The organism is Actinomadura viridis, from assembly GCF_015751755.1.
Lineage (GTDB): Bacteria > Actinomycetota > Actinomycetes > Streptosporangiales > Streptosporangiaceae > Spirillospora > Spirillospora viridis.
In genome coordinates this window covers 5,264,635-5,282,825 of the sequence record NZ_JADOUA010000001.1, presented here as the reverse complement: position 1 = coordinate 5,282,825, position 18,191 = coordinate 5,264,635, and the positions used below count along the sequence as shown (strand labels likewise).

Here is an 18,191-nt window from a genome sequence, read left to right as displayed (position 1 = left end):
CGCGAAAAAGTCATCGCATCACCGATGAGTTCTGTGAGCGGCCGTCGTTACAGGTGGTGGAACGATCGGCAGGCGAACGAAAGAACAAGGAGAACGCATCATGGACTTCAAGCTGCAGGTGGTAGTGCTGCCCGTCTCGGACGTCGACCGCGCCAAGGCGTTCTACGCGGACAAGGCGGGTTTCCATGTCGATGTCGACCACAAGGCCGGAGAGGACTTCCGCGTCGTCCAGCTGACGCCGCCCGGCTCCGCCTGCTCGATCACGATCGGCAAGGGCGTCACCACGGCCGAGCCCGGCTCGGCCCAGGGGCTGCACCTGGTCGTCACCGACATCGAGGCCGCGCGGGCCGAGCTGGCCGGGCGCGGAGTGGAGGTCGGCGAGTTCTTCCACTTCGGTGCGGGCGGGCAGACGCCGGGGCTGGACCCTGAGCGCCGCGACTACGGGTCCTACTGCGCGTTCGACGACCCCGACGGCAACTCCTGGCTGGTCCAGGAGGTCAAGGCCCTGGTGCGGTGACGATGCCGGACACGGTGCGGGCGGACGAGACCGATCCCCTGGTGAGCGCCGCGATCGCCGGTGACGAGCGGGCGTTCACGGTGCTCGCCGAGCGGCACCGGCGCGAGCTGCATGTGCACTGTTACCGGATGCTCGCCTCGTTCGACGAGGCCGAGGACGCGGTCCAGGAGACCCTCCTGCGGGCGTGGCGGGGGCGGGACGGTTTCGGCGGGGGGACGCTGTTCCGCGCCTGGCTCTACCGGATCGCCACGAACGTCTGCCTGGACGAGCTGCGACGCGGCTCCCGCAAGCCGTCGAGCCCGCGGTCGTTCGCCGAGGTGCCGTGGCTGCAGCCGTACCCGGACGGCCTGCTGGACGACGCCGCGCCCGACGACGACCGGCCCGAGGAGGTGGCCGTCCGGCGGGAGACGATCGAGCTGGCCTTCCTGGCGGCCCTCCAGACGCTGCCGCCGCGGCAGCGGGCGGTGCTGATCGCGCGGGACGTGCTCGGCTGGCCGGCGGCGCAGACGGCGTCCGCTCTGGGCACCAGCGTCGCCGCGGCCAACAGCGCGCTGCAGCGGGCGAGGGCGACGCTGCAGAGGCATCTGCCCGTACGTCGCAGCGAGTGGACGGCCGGCGAGCCGAGCGCCGAGGAACGCCAGGTGCTGGAGCGCTTCATCGACGCGCACGAACGGTGCGACATGGCCGCCGCGATCGCGATCGCGGCGGAGGACATCCGGGTCACGATGCCTCCGTTCCCGGCCTGTCATGACGGGCTGGACGAGGTCGCGGTGCTGTTGGAGCGGGCGTTCGGAGAGGACCGCGAGGGCGACTGGCGCCTCCTGCCCACGTGGGCGAACCGGATGCCCGCCGCCGCGAGTTACCTGCGCCGTCCGGGCGATTCGGAGTTCCGCGCCTTCAAGCTGGACGTCCTGCGCGTCGAGCACGGCCGGATCGTGGAGATCACCACCTTCGGCACGGCGCTGTTCCCCGCCTTCGGTCTCCCCGCCGTCCTCTGAAGGGAGGCCGGGCCCGTCCCGGCCGGTCGCGCGGCCCTCCGCCATCGAGTGAGGGCCGCGCGGCGGAGGGCTCCTCCGGGGAACGCTCCTCCGGGGTCCGTGCCGCCCACCTTTCTTGCAGGTGGGCACCACCAGATGAGGGGTATCCGGGGCGCGTCCGGCGGGCACAGGACGCCGGCGGTCCGATCCCTGTGACGGCTCGGTCATGTGAGGTCGGCCACCGCTCGCGGGTGTCACAAAGCGGTGGGGACCGGCATCTCGTGTTCATAAGGTGCACGACTTCATACGGTGCACGACCACGAGGGAGGACGAAGTCATGGACGCCCGGTTCGACCTGCTCGGCAACGAGCTCGCCATCAGGTTCGCCAAGCGGTTCGCCAACGCCGGTACGGTGATCGTCCAGTCGCCGCTGCCGAGGTCCACGCAGGAGCTGGTGTCGCTGCGCGCCAGCCAGATCAACGGCTGCGGATGGTGCATCGACATGCACACCAAGGAGGCGGAGGCCGCCGGTGAGACCGCGGTCCGGCTCCACCTGGTCGCCGCCTGGCGCGAGTCCACCGTGTTCACCGAGGCCGAGCGGGCCGCGCTGGCCCTCGCCGAAGAGGGCACCAGGCTCGCCGACGCCCACCACGGCGTGTCCGACGAGACCTGGGCCCGGGTACGCGAGCACTACGACGACGACCAGATCGCCGCGCTGGTCTCCCTGGTCGCTCTGATCAACGCGGCCAACCGGCTCGCCGTGATCGTGCACCAGCGGGGAGGTTCGTACGCGCCCGGCATGCACGCCGACCTGTCGAGCTGATCGGCGGGCGGATCCCCGCCCGGCCCGGGCCCCTTCGATCCGGGCCGGGCGGCCGTGCCGAGCCGGGCCGGGCGGCCGTGCCGGCCGCCCCTCGCCATCCGGGTTGTAGAAGATCGTTCTAGTGGAACAGAATGATGTTCTATGGGGCGGCGTCGGCGGCTCCCCTCGCCCCTTGGCCTCCAAGGAGCAGGTCACCGCGACGCCGCAGGCCGCCTGGCGGTCTCTGAAGGGAGACTCCGATGATCGTTGACGCCTGGATGCAGCACGGGACCGTACGGTTCCTGCGGCACGAGATGCTCGACTCGCTGTGGCGGTGGACCGGGCAGAAGCCGCCCGAGGAGGAGGTGCCGGTCGAGACCACGGTGGCGGCGATGGACGCAGGGGGAGTGGGGCTCGGCCTCATCAGCGCCTGGTACGGGCCCGAGGGCGCTCTGGTGAGCAACGACGAGGTCGCCCGGTTCGTGGCGGCGGCGCCGGATCGGCTGGCCGGGATCGCCTCGGTCGACCTCCGCAAGCCGATGGAGGCCGTGCGGGAACTGCGGCGGTGCGTCGGCGACCTCGGGTTCAAGGGGCTGCGGGTGGTGCCCTGGTTGTGGGAGCGTCCTCCGACCGACCGGCTCTACTACCCGCTGTACGCGGAGTGCGTGGAGCTGGGAATCCCCTTCTGCACTCAGGTCGGGCACACGGGGCCGTTGCGTCCGAGCGAGGTGGGGCGCCCCATCCCGTACATCGACCAGATCGCGCTGGACTTCCCCGAGCTGGTGATCGTGGGCGGGCACATCGGGTACCCGTGGACGGAGGAGATGGTCGCGGTCTGCCGCAAGCATCCGAACGTCCACATCGACACCTCGGCCTACACGGTGGAGCGCTATCCGCCGGAGCTGGTGCGCTATATGCGGAGCGAACGCCACAAGGTCATGTTCGGCACCAACTTCCCGATGGTGACGGCCGAGCACGCGCTGCGGGGCCTGGACGGGCTGGGGCTGGGGGAGCGGCAGCGGGCGGCCTTCCTGGAAGGGAACGCCCGCAAGGTCTTCCATTTGTGATCTACAACGTAAAGGCCCCGGCCGGGTTCCGTCGGAGGGGCCCTCTACGCTGAGGGCCCTCTGGCGTACGAAGCGGGGGTCGACATGAAGTGGTTCCGCAGGGATGAGTCCGGCGACGCCGGGACCGGGCCGTCCCCGGCGCCGGTCGTGGCCGATCCCGTCATCACCCTGGTCTGCGCGGTGGTCGAGAGCCACGGATACACCTGCACGGTGATCGACGGCGACCAGGTGGAGCTGGGCCGCCCCGGAGACTCCTCGCCTTCCCGGATGTACCTGAGCAACCTGCGGCAATGGGTCGCGCGGGAGCCCGAGGACCAGTGGCCGGCGATCGTCAGCGACTTCGTCGGCACGCTGATCGCCACCACGGAGGTCGAGGACGAGGAGGCGCTCGACCTGGCGGACTTCGCGCTGATCCGCCCCCTGCTGCGGACGCGCCTGTACGCGGACGACTTCCAGGCCGGGATGGAGGTCGTCCGCCGCACCGTGGCGCCGGGCCTGGCCGAGGTCCTGGTCGTCGACAAGCCGACCTCGCTGCTGATCGTGAGCACCGGCATGGCGGCGGACTGGCCGGTCGGCCGGGACGAGTTGTTCCACGTGGCGCGCGAGAACGTCCGGTCGGACGGGCCGCTGGAGATGGTGGAGGATGACGCCGGCGGCGTGCCGATCTTCTCGCTGGGCGCCGAGACCGCCTATGTCACGGCGCACGCGCTGTGGGCGGGCGACTACCCGGTGACCGGGCCGCACGGGGCGCTGGTCGCGGTGCCCGCCCAGGGCGTCGTCCATGCCTCGCCCGTCCATCCCGGCGGCGTGCCGGCCGCGATGAACGTGCTGATCCGTGTGGCCTGGGCGGGCTTCCAGGAGGGGCCGCGCTCGATCAGCCCGAACGTCTACTGGTGGGATGACGGCGAGCTGCGGCTGGCCGGAGCGGTCGAGGCGGGGGAGGACGCGCTCACGGTGTCGATCGGCGAGGACTTCCAGGCCCTGCTGGAGCATCTGGTCCGGGACTGACCGGGCGGCGCGGCGGACATCCGCGGGCGTGTCCGCCTGAAGGGGGCGGCCGGGCGATTCATCGCGGAAAGCAGCGGTCGGCCACCTCGGGGCGGGATCAGGGAGGGTCAGGCGGCGGGCTGGTAGCGGTGCTCGCGGGTCTGGGAGCCGATGTAGCGGAGGGTGCTGCGCAGCGTCCAGTGGTTGAGGCGGGCGGGCACCATCCGGTACCCCTGCCGGTGGGCCATGGCCAGGGCGGCGAAGGCGACCTGGTCGGCCGCGTTCCAGGGGATGTCGAAGCGGTCGCGGACGATCGATGGCAGGCAGCCGAAGGTGAGCAGCCGCAGCGGCCGTTCGGCCACGAGGCGCCCGGCCCGCTCCAGGCGTGCGCCGCCGACCGGCATGAGGGAGACGGTCTCCGAGCCGTGCCTGGCGATCTCCAGGGCGCGGGCGGCGGCCGGGGTGAGTTCCAGCCGCCTGGCGCAGACGTGCCAGAACTTGGACTGGAACGAGGCGTGGTCGGGCGGGACGGGCCGCATGCTCACGCCGTACCGGGAGTACCAGGTGACGGTTTCGGCGTAGAGCCGTTCGCGGTCCTCGGCGGTGAGCGTCCGCGGGTGGAAGAGTTCGGCCGCCTTGAAGATCTCCCAGGTGAACGTGGCGTGCGCCCACCAGAAGGTCTCCGGTTCGAGGGCGTGGTAGCGGCGGTGGTGCTCGTCCACGCCGGCGATGGTCCGGTGCAGGTCGCGGATGCCGCGGCCGCGCCGTTCGGCGTCGGGAGCCAGGATGGTCGCCCAGATCTGCGGGACGGACCGGTAGATGCGGTCGAAGGGCGCGTCGAAGAAGGCCGAGTGCTCGGAGACGGCGGCGCCGATCCCGGGGTGCATGAGCTGCATGAGCCCGGCGGCGGCGCCGGGGATCAGGGAGCGCACGTCGCCCGCGTAGGCCCACAGCAGCGAGCCCGGGCCGAGCGGGGCGGCGGTCCGTACGCGGGACGGTTCGGGCGGGGCGAGGGGCGGAGCGGACATCGCGCCTCCAGTGTGGTGCGCCTGGCTGTGACGCCATGATGAGACAAATGTCCGAAGTTGTCTAACGTCCGTCCGCCCGCCGGTCCCGCCCCGCCTCGCTCGCGACCGTCGCGAGGCGGGGTCTTCCGGGGACGGCGTCGGTCGTCTGTGGTCAGGTGGCGGGCTTGTAGACGGCGACCGCGCAGGCGCTGCCCAGGCCGATGTTGTGCTGGAGCGCGACGCGCGCGTTCGGGACCTGCCGGTCGCCCGCCTGGCCCCGCAGCTGCCAGGTCAGCTCGGCGCACTGGGCGATGCCGGTGGCGCCGAGGGGGTGGCCCTTGGAGATGAGCCCGCCGGAGGGGTTGACCACCCAGGTGCCGCCGTAGGTGGTGGCCTGGTCGTCGACCAGCGTGTGGCCCTCGCCGACGGCGGCCATGCCGAGCGCCTCGTAGGTGATCAGCTCGTTGGCGCTGAAGCAGTCGTGGAGCTCGATCACGTCGACCTCGTCGATGCCGACGCCGGCCTCCTCCATCGCCCGCCTGGCGGCGCGCTGGGAGCAGCCGAAGCCGACGACCTGGATGGAGGAGCCGCCGGCGAAGCTGTCGGGGGTGTCGGTGGCGATGTGCTGCCCGGCGATCTCGACGGCCCGGTCGCCCAGGTCGTGCTCGTCCACGAACCGTTCGCTGACGACGATCGCGGCGGCGGCCCCGTCGGAGGTGGGCGAGCACTGCAGCTTGGTCAGCGGGTCGTAGATCATGGTGGCGTTCCTGACCTGGTCCAGGGAGTACTCGTCCTGGAACTGGGCGTAGGGGTTGTGCACCGAGTGCTTGTGGTTCTTCCAGCCGATCCAGGCGTAGTGCTCGGGGGTGGAGCCGTACTTCTCCATGTGCTCGCGGCCGGCGTTGCCGAACATCTGCGGCATCGGGGCCTTGTCCATCTCCCAGGGGCGCCCGGCGACCATCGCGTTGAGGTGGTGGTCGATGATGGTGACCTTGGACTTGCCCATGCCGGCGCCGAGCGAGCCCTTCTCCATCTTCTCCATGCCGAGGGCCAGCACGCAGTCGGCGAGACCGCCCCTGACGGCCTGGCGGGCCATGAACAGGGCGCTGGATCCGGTGGCGCAGGCGTTGGCGACGGTCATCACCGGGATGCCGGTCATGCCGGTCTCGTAGAGTGCGCGCTGGCCCATCGAGCCGTACACCGAGCCCGCGTAGGCCTGCTCCACCTGCTCGTAGGCGACGCCTGCGTCCTGCAGGGCCTTGCCGACGGCCTCCTTGGCCATGTCCGGGTACTCCCAGTCACGGGAGCCCGGCTTCTCGAACTTGGTCATGCCCACGCCGACGACGTACGTGCGGTTGGCCATCAGGCCCGCCTCCTTGTACCCGAATCAGGTTCGGGAGTCACGATAACCCGGCGCCCGACTGAGCGCTCGCTTGGGCCGGGTGTGCGGGGTCGTGCGGAGGCGGGCCCGGAGCCCTGCTCAGGCCGACATCTGCTCGGCCAGGAAGGCGGCGAACGCCGCGACGTCCTCCTCGGTGGTGTCGAACGAGCACATCCAGCGGACCTCACCGGTGCGCTCGTCCCACGTCGAGAACGCGTAGCGCTCGCGCAGCCGGCCGGCGACGTCCCGCGGGATGATCGCGAAGACCGCGTTGGCCTCCACCGGCTGCGTGATGCGCACGCCCGGCACCGCGCGGACCGCGGCGGCCAGGTGCTGGGCCATCGCGTTGGCGTGCGCGGCGTTGCGCAGCCACAGGTCGCCGTCCAGCAGCGCCACCAGTTGCGCGGAGACGAACCGCATCTTGGACGCCAGCTGCATCCCCATCTTGCGGAGGAACTCCATGCCGTGCACGGCGCCGGGGTTGAGCACCACGACCGCCTCGCCGATCATGGCGCCGTTCTTGGTGCCGCCGTAGGTCAGGACGTCCACCCCGGCGTCGGTGGTGAACGCGCGCGGGGGGACGTCCAGCGCCGCGGCGGCGTTGGAGAGGCGGGCGCCGTCCATGTGCAGCAGCATGCCGCGTTCGTGCGCGCACGCCGCGATCGCCGTGACCTCCTCGGGCGTGTAGACGGTGCCCAATTCGGTGTTCTGGGTGATGGACACGACCCGGGGCTGGGTGTGGTGCGGGTCGCCCCAGCCCCACGCGTACCGGTCGACGAGTTCGGGCGTCAGCTTCCCGTCCGGTGTCGGGATCGGGACCAGCTTGAGGCCGGCCACCTTCTCGGCGGCGCCGCACTCGTCCACGTTGATGTGCGAGGACTCGGTGCACAGCACCGAACTCCAGCGTTCGGACATGGCCTGCAGCCCGACGACGTTGGCTCCGGTGCCGTTGAACACGGGGTAGGTCTGCGCCTGCTCGCCGAAGTGGCGCCGCATCACCTCGCGCAGCCGCGCGGTGTGCTCGTCGTCGCCGTAGGCGGGCTGGTGCCCCTCGTTGGCGTTGGTGAGCGCGATGAGGACCTCGGGATGGATGCCGGCGTGGTTGTCGCTGGCGAACCCCCGGAACGGTCCGGTGCCGGTGGCGCCGGTGGCGGTGGTGTCACTCGGCGAGGTCAATGCGCGTTCCGTTCAGCTCGGCGGCGGGACGGTCCCACAGGCCGGCGATGACCCGGCCCAGATCGTCGACATGGGTGTGACCGGTGAAGTCCGCGTCCGGCCGCTTGGCGCGCATGGCGTCGTTCAGCAGTGCCTCGACCACCAGGATGGTGGCCGCCGACGCGGTGCCCTCGAACGCGTCGGCCATGGCCAGCAGCCACGCCTCCGACGCCGCCTTGCCCGTCGCGTACGCGGCGGCGTTCTGCCTGGGGTGCCGCGCCGCGTGCTGCGAGACGATCGCGACCCGGGCGCCGCCGGGCGCCGACCGCAGGTGCTCGTAGAAGGCCAGGGTGGTGTGCTGCAGGGTGCGGATCAGCAGGTCGTGCAGGAACGCCCAGTCGGCCAGGTCGGTGTCGCCGAACGAGGTGCCGCCGCGCCAGCCGCCCACCAGGTGGATCAGCCCGTCGACCCGGCCGTGCTCGGCGGCGGTGCGGTCGGCCCAGGCGCGGGTGGCGTCGGCGTCGAGGAGATCCACCACGGTGGGGGTGACCCGCTCGTCGTCCCATTCGTGGGGTACCCGGTCGGCGGTGACGACCCGGGCGCCACTGTTCACCAGTGCCTTGACGACCGCGTGTCCGGTGGGCCCGCCGGCGCCTGCGACCACGACCACGCGGTCGCCGGCGTCCATGTTCGAGAACTGCGTCATGCCTCCCATTGTCCAGGCAGCGGTCAGTGGCCGCGGGGATCGGGCCCGCCGAGTCGCAGGGAGCCGTTCTCGCTCACGTGGTCGGCGGACGCCGCCGCGGCCTGCGCCGCCTGTGCGGGCTGCGCGGCCGCGGTCGCCTGCACGGACGGCGTGGACACGGCGGACGTGGCCGAGGCGGCGGTGGCCGAGGGCGCGGCGGGGCGGGCGGGCAGGCGTGACCGCAGGGTGTCGATGTCGTCGCCCAGGCGGGCCATGGTGGCCTGCAGGTCGCGCCACAGCCCGGCGCGCTGCTCCATCCGGACGAGCTTGCCCCGCAGGTCGGCCAGCCGGTTCTCCAGCGTCTCCAGCCGTGACCGGGACGACACCGACTCCCGGTCGGCCCGGATCAGGCCGGTGGCCAGCGTGGTCAGGTCGCGCTCGGTGTCGTCCATCCGCTCGTCGATCCGGGGCAGCAGGCGATCGTTGAGCTGGACGATCAGCGAGTCGAGATCGGTCCGCAGCGCGCGCAGGTCGCGATCCTGGCCCTCGATGACCCTCTCCATCCGCCGCAGCCGCTCCTCGCACTCCAGCAGCCGTTCGCGTGCGGCGGTGCCCTCGGGGTCCCCGGCGATCGCGGCGAGCAGCCCGGCGCCCGCGCGCAGCCTGTGCTCCACCTCGGCGGCGGCGCGGCGGACAAGGCCCGAGAACAGGGTCATGATGCTCCTCGATCGAGGCGGGGATCGCGACAGGGGCTGCCCTTTAACAGTAGGCGAATCAGAGGGAAACGGAGCATGTCATCGCGGTGTCCTCAGGGTCGACGGCCGGGACCGGTCGGCGCCCGCCGCGCGGTGCCGTCGCCCCGTTCCGAGGGCCGCCCCGAGCCTGTGTCACCCCGCCCCGGGCCTGTGTCACCCCGCCCCGGCGTCAACCTGCCTCGGTGTCACCCCGGCCCGGTGTCACCGGGCGTCCTGCCCGTACGCGCTCGGCCCCTCCGTGCCAGAACGGCCATGCCGGGCTCTTCTCGGGCGGGACGCTGCGCCGTTCCCCGGACAGCGGCCCGCGGCCCGCGCAGACGCAGAGGCCGTGCGCGATGATCAGTTGCGCGCGCCGGTTGGTGTAGTCCCCCCGGGCGCCGGCCGGGCGCACCCTGTGGCAAGTCAAGCACAACATGGACAGTCCTTCCCCCCTCGGACGGGCGTCCCCCCGGCCCATCGGGCGTCCCGGATGCCACCCCCCCGGCACATCCGGGACGCCCGATGGTGTTCACGGCCGGATTCGGACACCCGGTGGAGCCAGTACGTTAAGTTCCCCGAGGTTGCGCGCACGTTGCGACCGCGCCATCACGTTCTGTGCAGATGGCCAGGTGGTCATTACTTCTGGGGAACCCCTTGCGCCGTGATCCAGGGGGGTCGATTCTCGATCGTGATCCACGGTTCTCATCTGGGGGGAGAGTTCCATTGGGGCAGCGATCGGCCGTGCCCATGCCGCATGCCTGCCGGAGCCCGCGCGAGATGGCGCGCGCGCTCTCGGCCGTCCGAGACGCGGTCCAGCGAGGGGACGACGACCTGCCGGGCGGGCGGCGGGACGCGTCGGGCCGGCTGGTGCGGCGGAGCATCTCGGAGTCATGGCGGCGGGCGCGGCGCGCGGGGGCCGACCCGGCGACGCCGTGCGCGCCCCGGGTGTACGAGCGCGACGAGCTGGCCGCCGCCCGCGCCCGCCATCCGCTGGACCCGCACCTGCCGATGCTGCGCGACCTGCTCCGGCGCTTCACCGACGAGTCCGAGCACATCATGGTGATCGCCGACGCCGACGCCCACACGCTGTGGAGCGAGGGGGCGCCGGCGGTGTTGCGGGAGGCGGACCAGGTCGGGCTGGTGGAGGGGTTCTGCTGGTCGGAACGCTCGGTCGGCACCAACGGCATAGGCACCGCTCTGGTCACGGGGTCTCCCGAGTACGTCTACGGGCCCGAGCACCTGGCCTCCTCGTTGCACGGCTGGTCCTGCGCCGGCGCCCCCATCAGGGATCCCGACACCGGGTGCCTGATCGGCTGCATCGATGTCAGCGGCACCGTCGAGGCGCTGCATCCCGCGGCGGTCGCCCTGGTGGGCGCCGCCGCCCGGCTCGCCGAGGCGCACCTGGAGGCGCGGATGCGCCTCCGCGACCAGCTGCTGCGCGACCGCTACGGCCGCCATCTGGCGGCGTTGCGCGGCGAGCCGGGCGTGCTGGCCACCGCGACCGGCCGGATCCTGGCGGCCGAGCCCGCGGGCTGGAGCGGGCGGCGGCTGTACGTGCCCGTGCCCGGCGGCCCGGTCGCCCTCCCGGACGGGCGGTGGGCCATGGCCGAACCGCTCGGCGAGGTGTTCCTGCTGCGCCCGCCGCGCGGCGACCAGGGGGCCGAGCCCGCCGGGCCGGGGCCCGAGAACGCGGTGCGCCGGCTGCTCGCGCTGACCCTGCTGGGGGAGGAGCAGCCGGCGGCCTGGCTCGACGGCCGCCGGCTACCGCTGTCGTTGCGGCACGCCGAGATCCTCGCCCTGCTGGCCCTCCACCCGCGCGGGCTGAACGGCGACCGGCTCGCCACGCACCTGTACGGCTGCGAGGGGAGCCCGGTCACGGTGCGGGCCGAGATCCACCGGCTGCGCGCGCAGTTCGGTGACATCGTGCAGGCCAAGCCGTACCGGCTGGGCTGCGACGTCGACGCCGACTTCCTGGCCGTACGGCGGCTGCTGGACACCGGCGAGGTGGCGGCGGCGGTACGGCTGGCGCGCGGCGAGCTGCTGCCCCGGTCCGACGCCCCGGGGATCCGGGCCGAGCGCGACGAGCTGTCGGTGCTGCTGCGCCGGCAGGTGCTGGACCATGGCGGCGCCGAGTCGCTGTGGGCGTACGCGCAGGTCGAGCCGGGCCGGGACGATCTGGAGGTGCTGGAGCGCCTGGGGGATCTCATCCCGTCCGGTGACCCGCGCCGTGACCAGCTCACCGCGCGCATCGGCCGGCTCCTCGACGAGGAGCCCTAGAGGGCGTGTCTCGAAGTGGCCTCGGCCACCGCGCGAGCGCGTTGGCTGCCCGGTGGGGCGATGCCGGAGGCGAGCCTCACCGGGCAGATCGCGAAGCGATGTCGCGCTCGCACAGGCCCGGTCAGGCGCGAGCCGCCAGGCGAGCGCCGTGGGCCGGGACTTCGAGACACAGCCCTAGGCGGTGGCGGCGCTCGCTCCGGTGAGGTGGGTGCAGTCGTTGTAGGAGACGGCGCTGAGCCGGCCCTCCAGCCAGTTCCAGCGGCTCACCGAGCAGTTGGCGATCGGGGTCCGCTCGATCTCCAGGATCTCCCGCTCGGAGAGGCCTTCCAGCACGTAACGGGTCATCACGATGATCGCGTCGTGCGCCGCGACCAGGACGCGTTCGCCGGGCGCGTCCCGCTCCAGGTCGCGGTAGAGGCTGCGCAGCCGCAGCGCCAGGTCGGCCCAGGACTCCCCGCCGGGGGGCCGGTAGTAGAACTTGCCGAGACGGTTCAGGCGCTCGGCCTCCTCCGGATGGCGGCGGCGTACGCCGAGCGGGGTGAGCCCTTCCAGCACGCCCTGCTCGCGGTCGCGCAGCCGCTCGTCCACCTCGATGCCGACCTCGTAGGGGGCCTGGGCCAGGGCGATCCGCACGGTGTCCAGTGCCCGCACGTACGGGGAGCTGACGACCCGGGTCGGGCGCTCGTCCTCGGGCAGCGCGGCCAGCCAGCGGCCGAGGGCGGCGGCCTGCGCGCGCCCGGTGTCGGTGAGGGGGATGTCGGGGTCCCGCACGGTGATCCCCGTTTCCTCCGCGTCGGTGCCCTGCACCGCCTGGTGGGCGAGATTGCCGGTGCTTTCACCGTGCCGGATGAGGGTCAGCCACTGGAGCGCGTTCACGCCAGTCATGATCCCACGTCGCCGTCGGGGGTCGGCCATGCTCTACAAGCGGTAGTAGTCTCTGAGTCCTATGACGAACGTCCTGGCGAATGTGATCATCGTCGTGTCGTTGCTGGCCGCCGTGTACGCCCTCGTCAGCGCTCTGCGCGACCGGCCGATGGACTGGTGGCACCTGGGCGCGCTCGGCGTGGTGGAGGCGCTGCTGGTCGCCCAGATCGTGGTGGGCTTCGTCAAGCTCGCCGGGGACGAGGGCCCGGCCGAGCCCGCCACGTTCATCGGTTACCTGGTCGGCATCGCGCTGATCCCCGCGGCGGGGGCCGGCTGGGGGTTGCTGGAACGGACCCGCTGGGGGCCGGGCGTGATCGTGGTCGCCTGCCTGTCGGTCGCGGTGATGATCGTCCGGATGCGGCAGATCTGGGAGGGCACCGTTGCGTGAGCCCACGCCCCGGGACGCGGCGACGGGGACCGGTCCGGGACGGCTGCTGGTGGCGGTCTACGCGATCTTCGCGCTGGCGGCCGGGGCCCGGGCGGGCGTGCAGATCGCCACCCGGTTCTCCGAGGCGCCGGTGGCCTACGCGCTGTCGGCGTTCGCCGCGGTCGTCTACGTCCTGGCCACGGTCGCGCTCGCGCTGGGCGGCCGTACGTCGCGCCGGGTCGCCTTCGTCTCGCTGTCGATCGAGCTGGCGGGCGTGCTGGTGGTCGGGACGCTGAGCCTGGCCGACCGGGCCGCCTTCCCCGACGCCACCGTCTGGTCGGCCTACGGGAAGGGTTACCTGTTCATTCCCCTGGTGCTGCCCGTCGTGGGGCTGTACTGGCTGCGCCGCACCGCGCGGGAACAGGGGCCGGGGCAGGCGCGGCAAGAGGCATGAGGGCCTGAGGTCCGAGGGCCTGGGAGTGCAGGGGCCTGAGGTCAGGCCGCCTCCGGCGGGGACACCCTTTTTGGGGGTCGCGCTTGATGTTCACGGGTGTCCCCGCGGGAGGCTCCCTCTCCTTTGGCCTTGGCGCCCTCCTCTCAGGCGTCGCAACCTCCTGGGCTCTTCTCAGTCGGCGGTCATCGTCCGGCCGCCGATGGGGAGCGCGTGCACGGCGGCACGCGTGATCGTCTCGATGTCCTCGGGCGAGAAGTCGGCCACGGGATGGCGCCGGATCCAGCGGATCATCTTCAGCGGCGGCGCGAAGACGATGGAGTCCGCGCGGAACGGGGCCTTGCGCACCTTGCCGCCGTGCACCACCAGCACCGGGACGACCTTCACCTCGATCTCGGCGCGCTCGGCGATCAGGCGTCCGGCGGTGGCGGCCCGCTCGGCGATCTCGCGGACCATCCGGGACTTGGTCCGGCCGTCGATGAACAGCTTGCCGCCGTGCGCGACGATCTCCATCTCCGGGTGCCAGGCGTCGTTGTGCACCAGCCAGATGCCCCCCGGGCCCACCACCAGCTGGTCGGCGGTGCCGTGGCCGGGCACCGTGCGGGAATGGAGCACCCGGTGACCGCGGCGCTCCAGGGTATGGCGCAGCAGCCGCCCCATCCGTTCCTCGCCTCGCAGCCCGCGCCGCCACACCTTGGCTGCGTTATAACCGTGCCAGTGGAAGTAGGCGTCTCCGGCCGCCACGAGGACGGCCAACACCACTCCGAAAACGGGGTCCACCAGGGCCCCGCACAACAACAATGTCACTGCCGCCAGAATTGCCCGGTTTCGCAGGCGCGTCTTTCGGTCCCGCTGCCACAGCTCCTCATAGACGGCCTGGGGGGAGCCGCCGGTGAAGGCCTCCCTGCCTCTGAGATAGATGGAGCCGCCGAACATCCTGACCTCCTGCACCCGGGGTGACGATGCTAATTATGGAGATACAGGGCTCATTGCGAAAGTGCGACCCCGGGTTAGGGAAGTCGTACGCGGGGGCCACGTTCGATGAAAGAGTCATTGCCGAGCCGGTAGCCTGCCGTAGCATCTCCATGCCTACTCGGAGTGGGCGTTAGAACGTTCTACGCAAAATGGCGTAAAACGCGGTGCAACTATCACCGCAAGGGGCGACGGAAAATCGGGCCGTGGTATTCGTCACACGCGCCCGTGCGGCCGGGCCCGGACGAAGGCGGGGCGGGGGACGGGCCACGCCGCGCGGGCGGCCACACTGGTGCGATGGACCGCACCCGCCGGATGGACCTTCCCGTACGCGCCGCCGTTCCCGCGCTGTTCGCCGCGTTGGCGGAGCGGGGCGTGGCCGTGCTGGCGGCGCCGCCCGGCACCGGTAAGACGACCTTCGTCCCGCTCGCCCTGGCCGGCCTGGTCCCGGACCTGCGCCCGCCCGCGCCGCCGCACGGCAAGGTGATCGTGGTGGAGCCGCGCCGGCTGGCCGCCCGCGCCGCCGCGCGGCGCATGGCCTGGCTGCTGGGCGAACGGGTGGGCGGGTCGGTCGGCGTGACCGTGCGCGGCGAGCACCGTCCCGGCACGCTGATCGAGGTCGTCACCACCGGGGTGCTGCTCCAGCGCCTCCAGGGCGACCCCGAGCTGGACGGCGCCGGCACGGTGATCCTGGACGAGTGCCACGAGCGCCATCTGGACGCCGACACCGCGCTGGCCTTCATGCTCGACGTACGCGCCGTCCTGCGCCCCGAGCTGCGCCTGGTCGCCGCCTCCGCGACCGCCGACACCGCCCCCTGGGCGCGCCTGCTGGGCGGCGGGCCCGAGGGCACGGGGGAGGACGGGCGGGGCCCCGCCCCGGTGGTGGAGACCGACGCGGTCTCCCACCCCGTGGAGATCGTGTGGGCGCCGCCCGCCCGGCCGCTGCCCCCGCCGCACGGCATGCGCGTCGACCCGGCGTTCCTGGCCCATGTGGCCGCGACGGCGCGCCGCGCCCTCGCCGAACGCGGCGGGGACGTGCTGTGCTTCCTGCCCGGTGCCGGGGAGATCGCCAGGGTCGCCGGGGCCCTGCGCGGCGTCGACGCCGAGGTGCTGCAGGTGCACGGCCAGGCGCCCGCCGCCGTGCAGGACGCCGTGCTCGCCCCCGCGGACCGCCGCCGCGTGGTCCTGGCCACCTCGGTGGCCGAGTCGAGCCTGACCGTGCCCGGCGTGCGCGTGGTGGTGGACTCGGGCCTGGCCCGCGAGCCGCGTACCGACCACGCGCGGGGGCTGGGGGCGCTGACCACCGTACGGGCCTCCCGGGCCACCGCCGATCAGCGTGCCGGGCGCGCCGGGCGGGAGGCGCCCGGGACGGTCTACCGCTGCTGGACCCAGGCCGAGCACGAGCGGCTGCCCGCGCGTCCCCGGCCCGAGATCGAGCTGGCCGACCTGACCGGCTTCGCCCTGCGGATCGCCTGCTGGGGAGAGCCCGACGCGCGCGGGCTGGCGCTGCCCGACCCGCCGCCCGAAGCGGCCCTGCGCGCCGCCCGCACGACCCTGCACGCGCTCGGCGCGCTGGAGGCGGGGCCCGGCGGCGAGGTCACCGAGCGAGGGCGGGCGCTGGCACGGATGGGCGTGGAGCCGCGCCTGGCCCGTGCCCTCCTCGACGGGTCCCGGCGGGTCGGCGCGCGGGCCGCCGCGCAGATCGTGGCGCTGCTGTCGGAGCCGCCGCCCCGTGCCGCCGGGGACGACCTGACGGCGGCCTGGCGCGCCCTGCGCCGGGAGGGCCCGCCCGCCGACGCCCACGCCGCCCGGTGGCGCGAGGAGGCCCGCCGCCTCCAGCGAGCGCTCGGCGAATCCGCCACCGGCGGCGCATCCGCCACCGGCCGGTCCGCGGACGGTGGCCGGGGACGGCCGCGTCCCCTCGCCGGCGCGGGCGGGCACGACGACGCGGTGGCGGGCACCGTCGTGGCGCTGGCGTTCCCCGAACGGGTCGCGCGGGCCCGGCCGGGGCAGGGCCATCTCATGGCGTCCGGCACCGGGGCGGTCCTGGCCGAGGGGTCCGCCCTGGCGGCGGCCCGCCCGCCGTGGCTGGCGGTGGCGGTCGCCGACCGCCCCGCCGGATCGGCCTCCGCCCGGATCCGGCAGGCCGTGGTGATCGACGCGGAGATCGCGCGGGAGGCCGCCGCGCCGCTGCTGTCACGCGAGGACGAGGTCGCCTGGCGGGACGGGGACGTGGTCGCGCGTACGGTCGAGCGGCTCGGCGCGATCGAGCTGGCCGCCGAGCCGACGGCCCGTCCCGACCCCGTCCGGGTGCGCGCCGCGCTGGCCGAGGGCCTGCGCGCCGAGGGCCTGGCCCTGCTGAACTGGACGCGCGCCGCGGGAGAGCTGCGCGACCGGCTGGCGTTCTGCCGCCGCGCGCTGGGCGAGCCGTGGCCGGCGATGGACGACGCCGCGCTGCTGGAGCACGCCGCGGGGTGGCTGGCCGGCTCGGGCGCGCGCCGCCGGGCCGACCTGGCCCGGGTGGACGTGGCGGCCGCGCTGCGGGGGCTGCTGCCGTGGGAGTGCGCGGCCCGCCTGGAGGACATGGCCCCCGAGCGGATCGAGGTGCCCTCGGGGTCGCGGGTCCGGGTCGACTACTCCGGCGAGCGGCCCGTCCTGGCGGTGAAGCTGCAGGAGCTGTTCGGATGGGACGCCGCGCCCCGGCTCGCCGGTGGGCGCGTGCCGCTGACGGTGCACCTGCTGTCGCCCGCGGGCAGGCCGGCGGCGGTCACCTCCGACCTCGCCTCGTTCTGGCGTGAGGGGTACAAGGCCGTACGGGCGGAGCTGCGCGGCCGGTACCCGCGGCACCCGTGGCCGGAGGACCCCGCCCGCGCCGCCGCCACCCGGCGCGCCAACCCCCGCCGCTGATCGGGAGCCGGGCGGGCTCGCGCGCGGGGCGGGGCGCGTTCAGCGGGAGCGGATGAGGACCTCGATGCCGTCGAGCACGCGCCGCAACCCGAACTCGAAGGCGTGGCCGGGGCCGACCGCGCCCCCGTGCTCCCGGCCGGCGACCGTGCCGACCCGGCTGCCCAGGGGGTAGCGCTCAAGGTCGATCAGCTTCTCCAGGACCGGGGCGGTGGCCCTCCACCACTCCTCGTCGTTCATGCCGGTGCGCTGCTCGGCCTGGGCGGCGTGGACCGACACCCGCGCGGAGCTCTCGGCGAACCCGTTCACGAGCGCGACCACCGAGTCCATCTCCAGGTCGCTGAGGCCGAGCCCGTCGACGGCGCGCAGCTCGTACTCGTACTTGCCGAGGAGGTTGGGGCCCATCGGGGGGCGCGCGGTCACCACCTGGAGCATCCAGGGGTGCCGGTGGAACAGCGCCCAGTTCTCGCGGGCGATGTGCTCCAGCCGCCGCCGCCATCCGGGCGGCCGGCCCTGCCCGCCCTCGCCCGAGGCATCGTCCGTGCCCTCGTCCCGGTCCCGGTCCCGGTCCCGGTCCCGGGCCGTGCCCTCCCCGGCCGTGCTCTCGGGGGGCGGGGTCAGCTCGCCGTACGCGCGGTCCAGCATGAGATCGATCAGCTCGGACTTGCCGGGCACGTAGGTGTAGATGGACATGGGGGCCACGCCGAGCCGTTCGGCGATGCGGCGCATGGACAGCGCGTCCAGCCCCTCGGCGTCGGCGAGCGCGGTCGCCGCGCGCACGATCTCCTCGACCGTCAGCCGGGGCCGGGGCCCCCGCCGCGGGCGCCCCTGAACGCCCCAGAGCAGTTCGAGGGTGCGCCCGGGGTCGCCCGCCCCGCTGTGCTCGGTCGTCACCCTTCCATCCTGGCAGAGATCGCCGGAGCGCGCGGAACAAAACTCTGTACGACGTACGTTATAGTTGCCGCGACTTATTTCGTACGACGT

18 protein-coding genes are annotated in these 18,191 nt (G+C 73.4%); 9 read left to right on the top strand and 9 right to left on the bottom strand.

All coding sequences use genetic code 11. The features are described 5' to 3' along the window. Positions 1 to 100: 100 nt before the first annotated feature. The 5 genes from IW256_RS24140 to IW256_RS24120 all read left to right on the top strand — a co-directional run bounded on the left by IW256_RS24140 (position 101) and on the right by IW256_RS24120 (position 4,371). Positions 101 to 517 carry a glyoxalase superfamily protein gene (locus tag IW256_RS24140; RefSeq protein ID WP_197013146.1) on the top strand — a complete coding sequence of 139 codons (417 nt, stop codon included), beginning with the start codon at positions 101 to 103 and terminating at the stop codon, positions 515 to 517. 2 nt (positions 518 to 519) lie between these two features. Beyond that, positions 520 to 1,515 (top strand): RNA polymerase subunit sigma-70, encoded by a 996-nt coding sequence (locus IW256_RS24135; RefSeq protein ID WP_197016511.1) that lies wholly within the window; start codon positions 520 to 522, stop codon positions 1,513 to 1,515. 316 nt (positions 1,516 to 1,831) lie between these two features. Further along, on the top strand, positions 1,832 to 2,317 hold the full coding sequence (locus tag IW256_RS24130) for a carboxymuconolactone decarboxylase family protein (RefSeq protein WP_197013145.1): 486 nt from the start codon (positions 1,832 to 1,834) through the stop codon (positions 2,315 to 2,317). A 239-nt stretch (positions 2,318 to 2,556) separates the two neighbouring features. After that, positions 2,557 to 3,363, top strand: a complete 807-nt coding sequence (locus tag IW256_RS24125; RefSeq protein WP_197013144.1) for an amidohydrolase family protein — start codon at positions 2,557 to 2,559, stop codon at positions 3,361 to 3,363. 84 nt (positions 3,364 to 3,447) lie between these two features. Then, positions 3,448 to 4,371 (top strand): hypothetical protein, encoded by a 924-nt coding sequence (locus tag IW256_RS24120; protein WP_197013143.1) that lies wholly within the window; start codon positions 3,448 to 3,450, stop codon positions 4,369 to 4,371. A gap of 107 nt (positions 4,372 to 4,478) precedes the next feature. On the opposite strand, the gene IW256_RS24115 is transcribed toward IW256_RS24120, so the two are convergent. The 6 genes from IW256_RS24115 to IW256_RS24090 all read right to left on the bottom strand — a co-directional run bounded on the left by IW256_RS24115 (position 4,479) and on the right by IW256_RS24090 (position 9,748). After that, positions 4,479 to 5,378 carry an oxygenase MpaB family protein gene (locus IW256_RS24115; RefSeq protein WP_197013142.1) on the bottom strand — a complete coding sequence of 300 codons (900 nt, stop codon included), beginning with the start codon at positions 5,376 to 5,378 and terminating at the stop codon, positions 4,479 to 4,481. Positions 5,379 to 5,529: 151 nt separating this feature from the next. Continuing rightward, positions 5,530 to 6,720, bottom strand: coding sequence for a thiolase C-terminal domain-containing protein (locus IW256_RS24110; RefSeq protein WP_197013141.1), 1,191 nt, complete (start codon positions 6,718 to 6,720; stop codon positions 5,530 to 5,532). 117 nt (positions 6,721 to 6,837) lie between these two features. Further along, complete coding sequence (locus tag IW256_RS24105) at positions 6,838 to 7,914, bottom strand: threonine aldolase family protein (RefSeq protein WP_197013140.1); 1,077 nt, start codon at positions 7,912 to 7,914, stop codon at positions 6,838 to 6,840. Next, the gene (locus IW256_RS24100; protein WP_231403905.1) at positions 7,898 to 8,599 is read right to left on the bottom strand and encodes an SDR family NAD(P)-dependent oxidoreductase; all 702 of its coding nucleotides are present in this window, start codon (positions 8,597 to 8,599) and stop codon (positions 7,898 to 7,900) included. The genes IW256_RS24105 and IW256_RS24100 overlap by 17 nt, the downstream gene beginning before the upstream one ends. Before the next feature lie 23 nt (positions 8,600 to 8,622). After that, complete coding sequence (locus tag IW256_RS24095) at positions 8,623 to 9,294, bottom strand: AAA family ATPase (protein WP_197013139.1); 672 nt, start codon at positions 9,292 to 9,294, stop codon at positions 8,623 to 8,625. Between the two features lie 208 nt (positions 9,295 to 9,502). Then, on the bottom strand, positions 9,503 to 9,748 hold the full coding sequence (locus IW256_RS24090) for a hypothetical protein (RefSeq protein ID WP_197013138.1): 246 nt from the start codon (positions 9,746 to 9,748) through the stop codon (positions 9,503 to 9,505). Between the two features lie 341 nt (positions 9,749 to 10,089). On the opposite strand from IW256_RS24090, the gene IW256_RS24085 reads away from it, so the two are divergent. Then, positions 10,090 to 11,589, top strand: a complete 1,500-nt coding sequence (locus IW256_RS24085) for a helix-turn-helix domain-containing protein (protein ID WP_197013137.1) — start codon at positions 10,090 to 10,092, stop codon at positions 11,587 to 11,589. Positions 11,590 to 11,763: 174 nt separating this feature from the next. Here IW256_RS24085 and IW256_RS24080 read toward each other — a convergent pair whose 3' ends face one another. After that, positions 11,764 to 12,474 carry a histidine phosphatase family protein gene (locus IW256_RS24080; protein WP_197013136.1) on the bottom strand — a complete coding sequence of 237 codons (711 nt, stop codon included), beginning with the start codon at positions 12,472 to 12,474 and terminating at the stop codon, positions 11,764 to 11,766. A gap of 61 nt (positions 12,475 to 12,535) precedes the next feature. Between IW256_RS24080 and IW256_RS24075 the strand changes: the two genes are divergently transcribed. Together IW256_RS24075 and IW256_RS24070 are read left to right on the top strand one after the other, a co-directional pair. Next, positions 12,536 to 12,901 carry a hypothetical protein gene (locus IW256_RS24075; RefSeq protein ID WP_197013135.1) on the top strand — a complete coding sequence of 122 codons (366 nt, stop codon included), beginning with the start codon at positions 12,536 to 12,538 and terminating at the stop codon, positions 12,899 to 12,901. Continuing rightward, positions 12,894 to 13,334, top strand: a complete 441-nt coding sequence (locus tag IW256_RS24070) for a hypothetical protein (protein WP_197013134.1) — start codon at positions 12,894 to 12,896, stop codon at positions 13,332 to 13,334. Before IW256_RS24075 ends, IW256_RS24070 begins: the two co-directional genes overlap by 8 nt. A gap of 171 nt (positions 13,335 to 13,505) precedes the next feature. On the opposite strand, the gene IW256_RS24065 is transcribed toward IW256_RS24070, so the two are convergent. Further along, positions 13,506 to 14,138, bottom strand: a complete 633-nt coding sequence (locus IW256_RS24065) for a nuclease-related domain-containing protein (RefSeq protein ID WP_307829025.1) — start codon at positions 14,136 to 14,138, stop codon at positions 13,506 to 13,508. 462 nt (positions 14,139 to 14,600) lie between these two features. Here IW256_RS24065 and hrpB point away from each other — a divergent pair, with 462 nt between their 5' ends. Continuing rightward, a complete protein-coding gene (hrpB, locus tag IW256_RS24060; protein ID WP_197013133.1) occupies positions 14,601 to 17,210 on the top strand; it encodes an ATP-dependent helicase HrpB in 2,610 nt (869 codons plus the stop codon). Positions 17,211 to 17,249: 39 nt separating this feature from the next. Here hrpB and IW256_RS24055 read toward each other — a convergent pair whose 3' ends face one another. After that, complete coding sequence (locus IW256_RS24055) at positions 17,250 to 18,101, bottom strand: TetR/AcrR family transcriptional regulator (protein WP_197013132.1); 852 nt, start codon at positions 18,099 to 18,101, stop codon at positions 17,250 to 17,252. Positions 18,102 to 18,191: the final 90 nt, after the last annotated feature.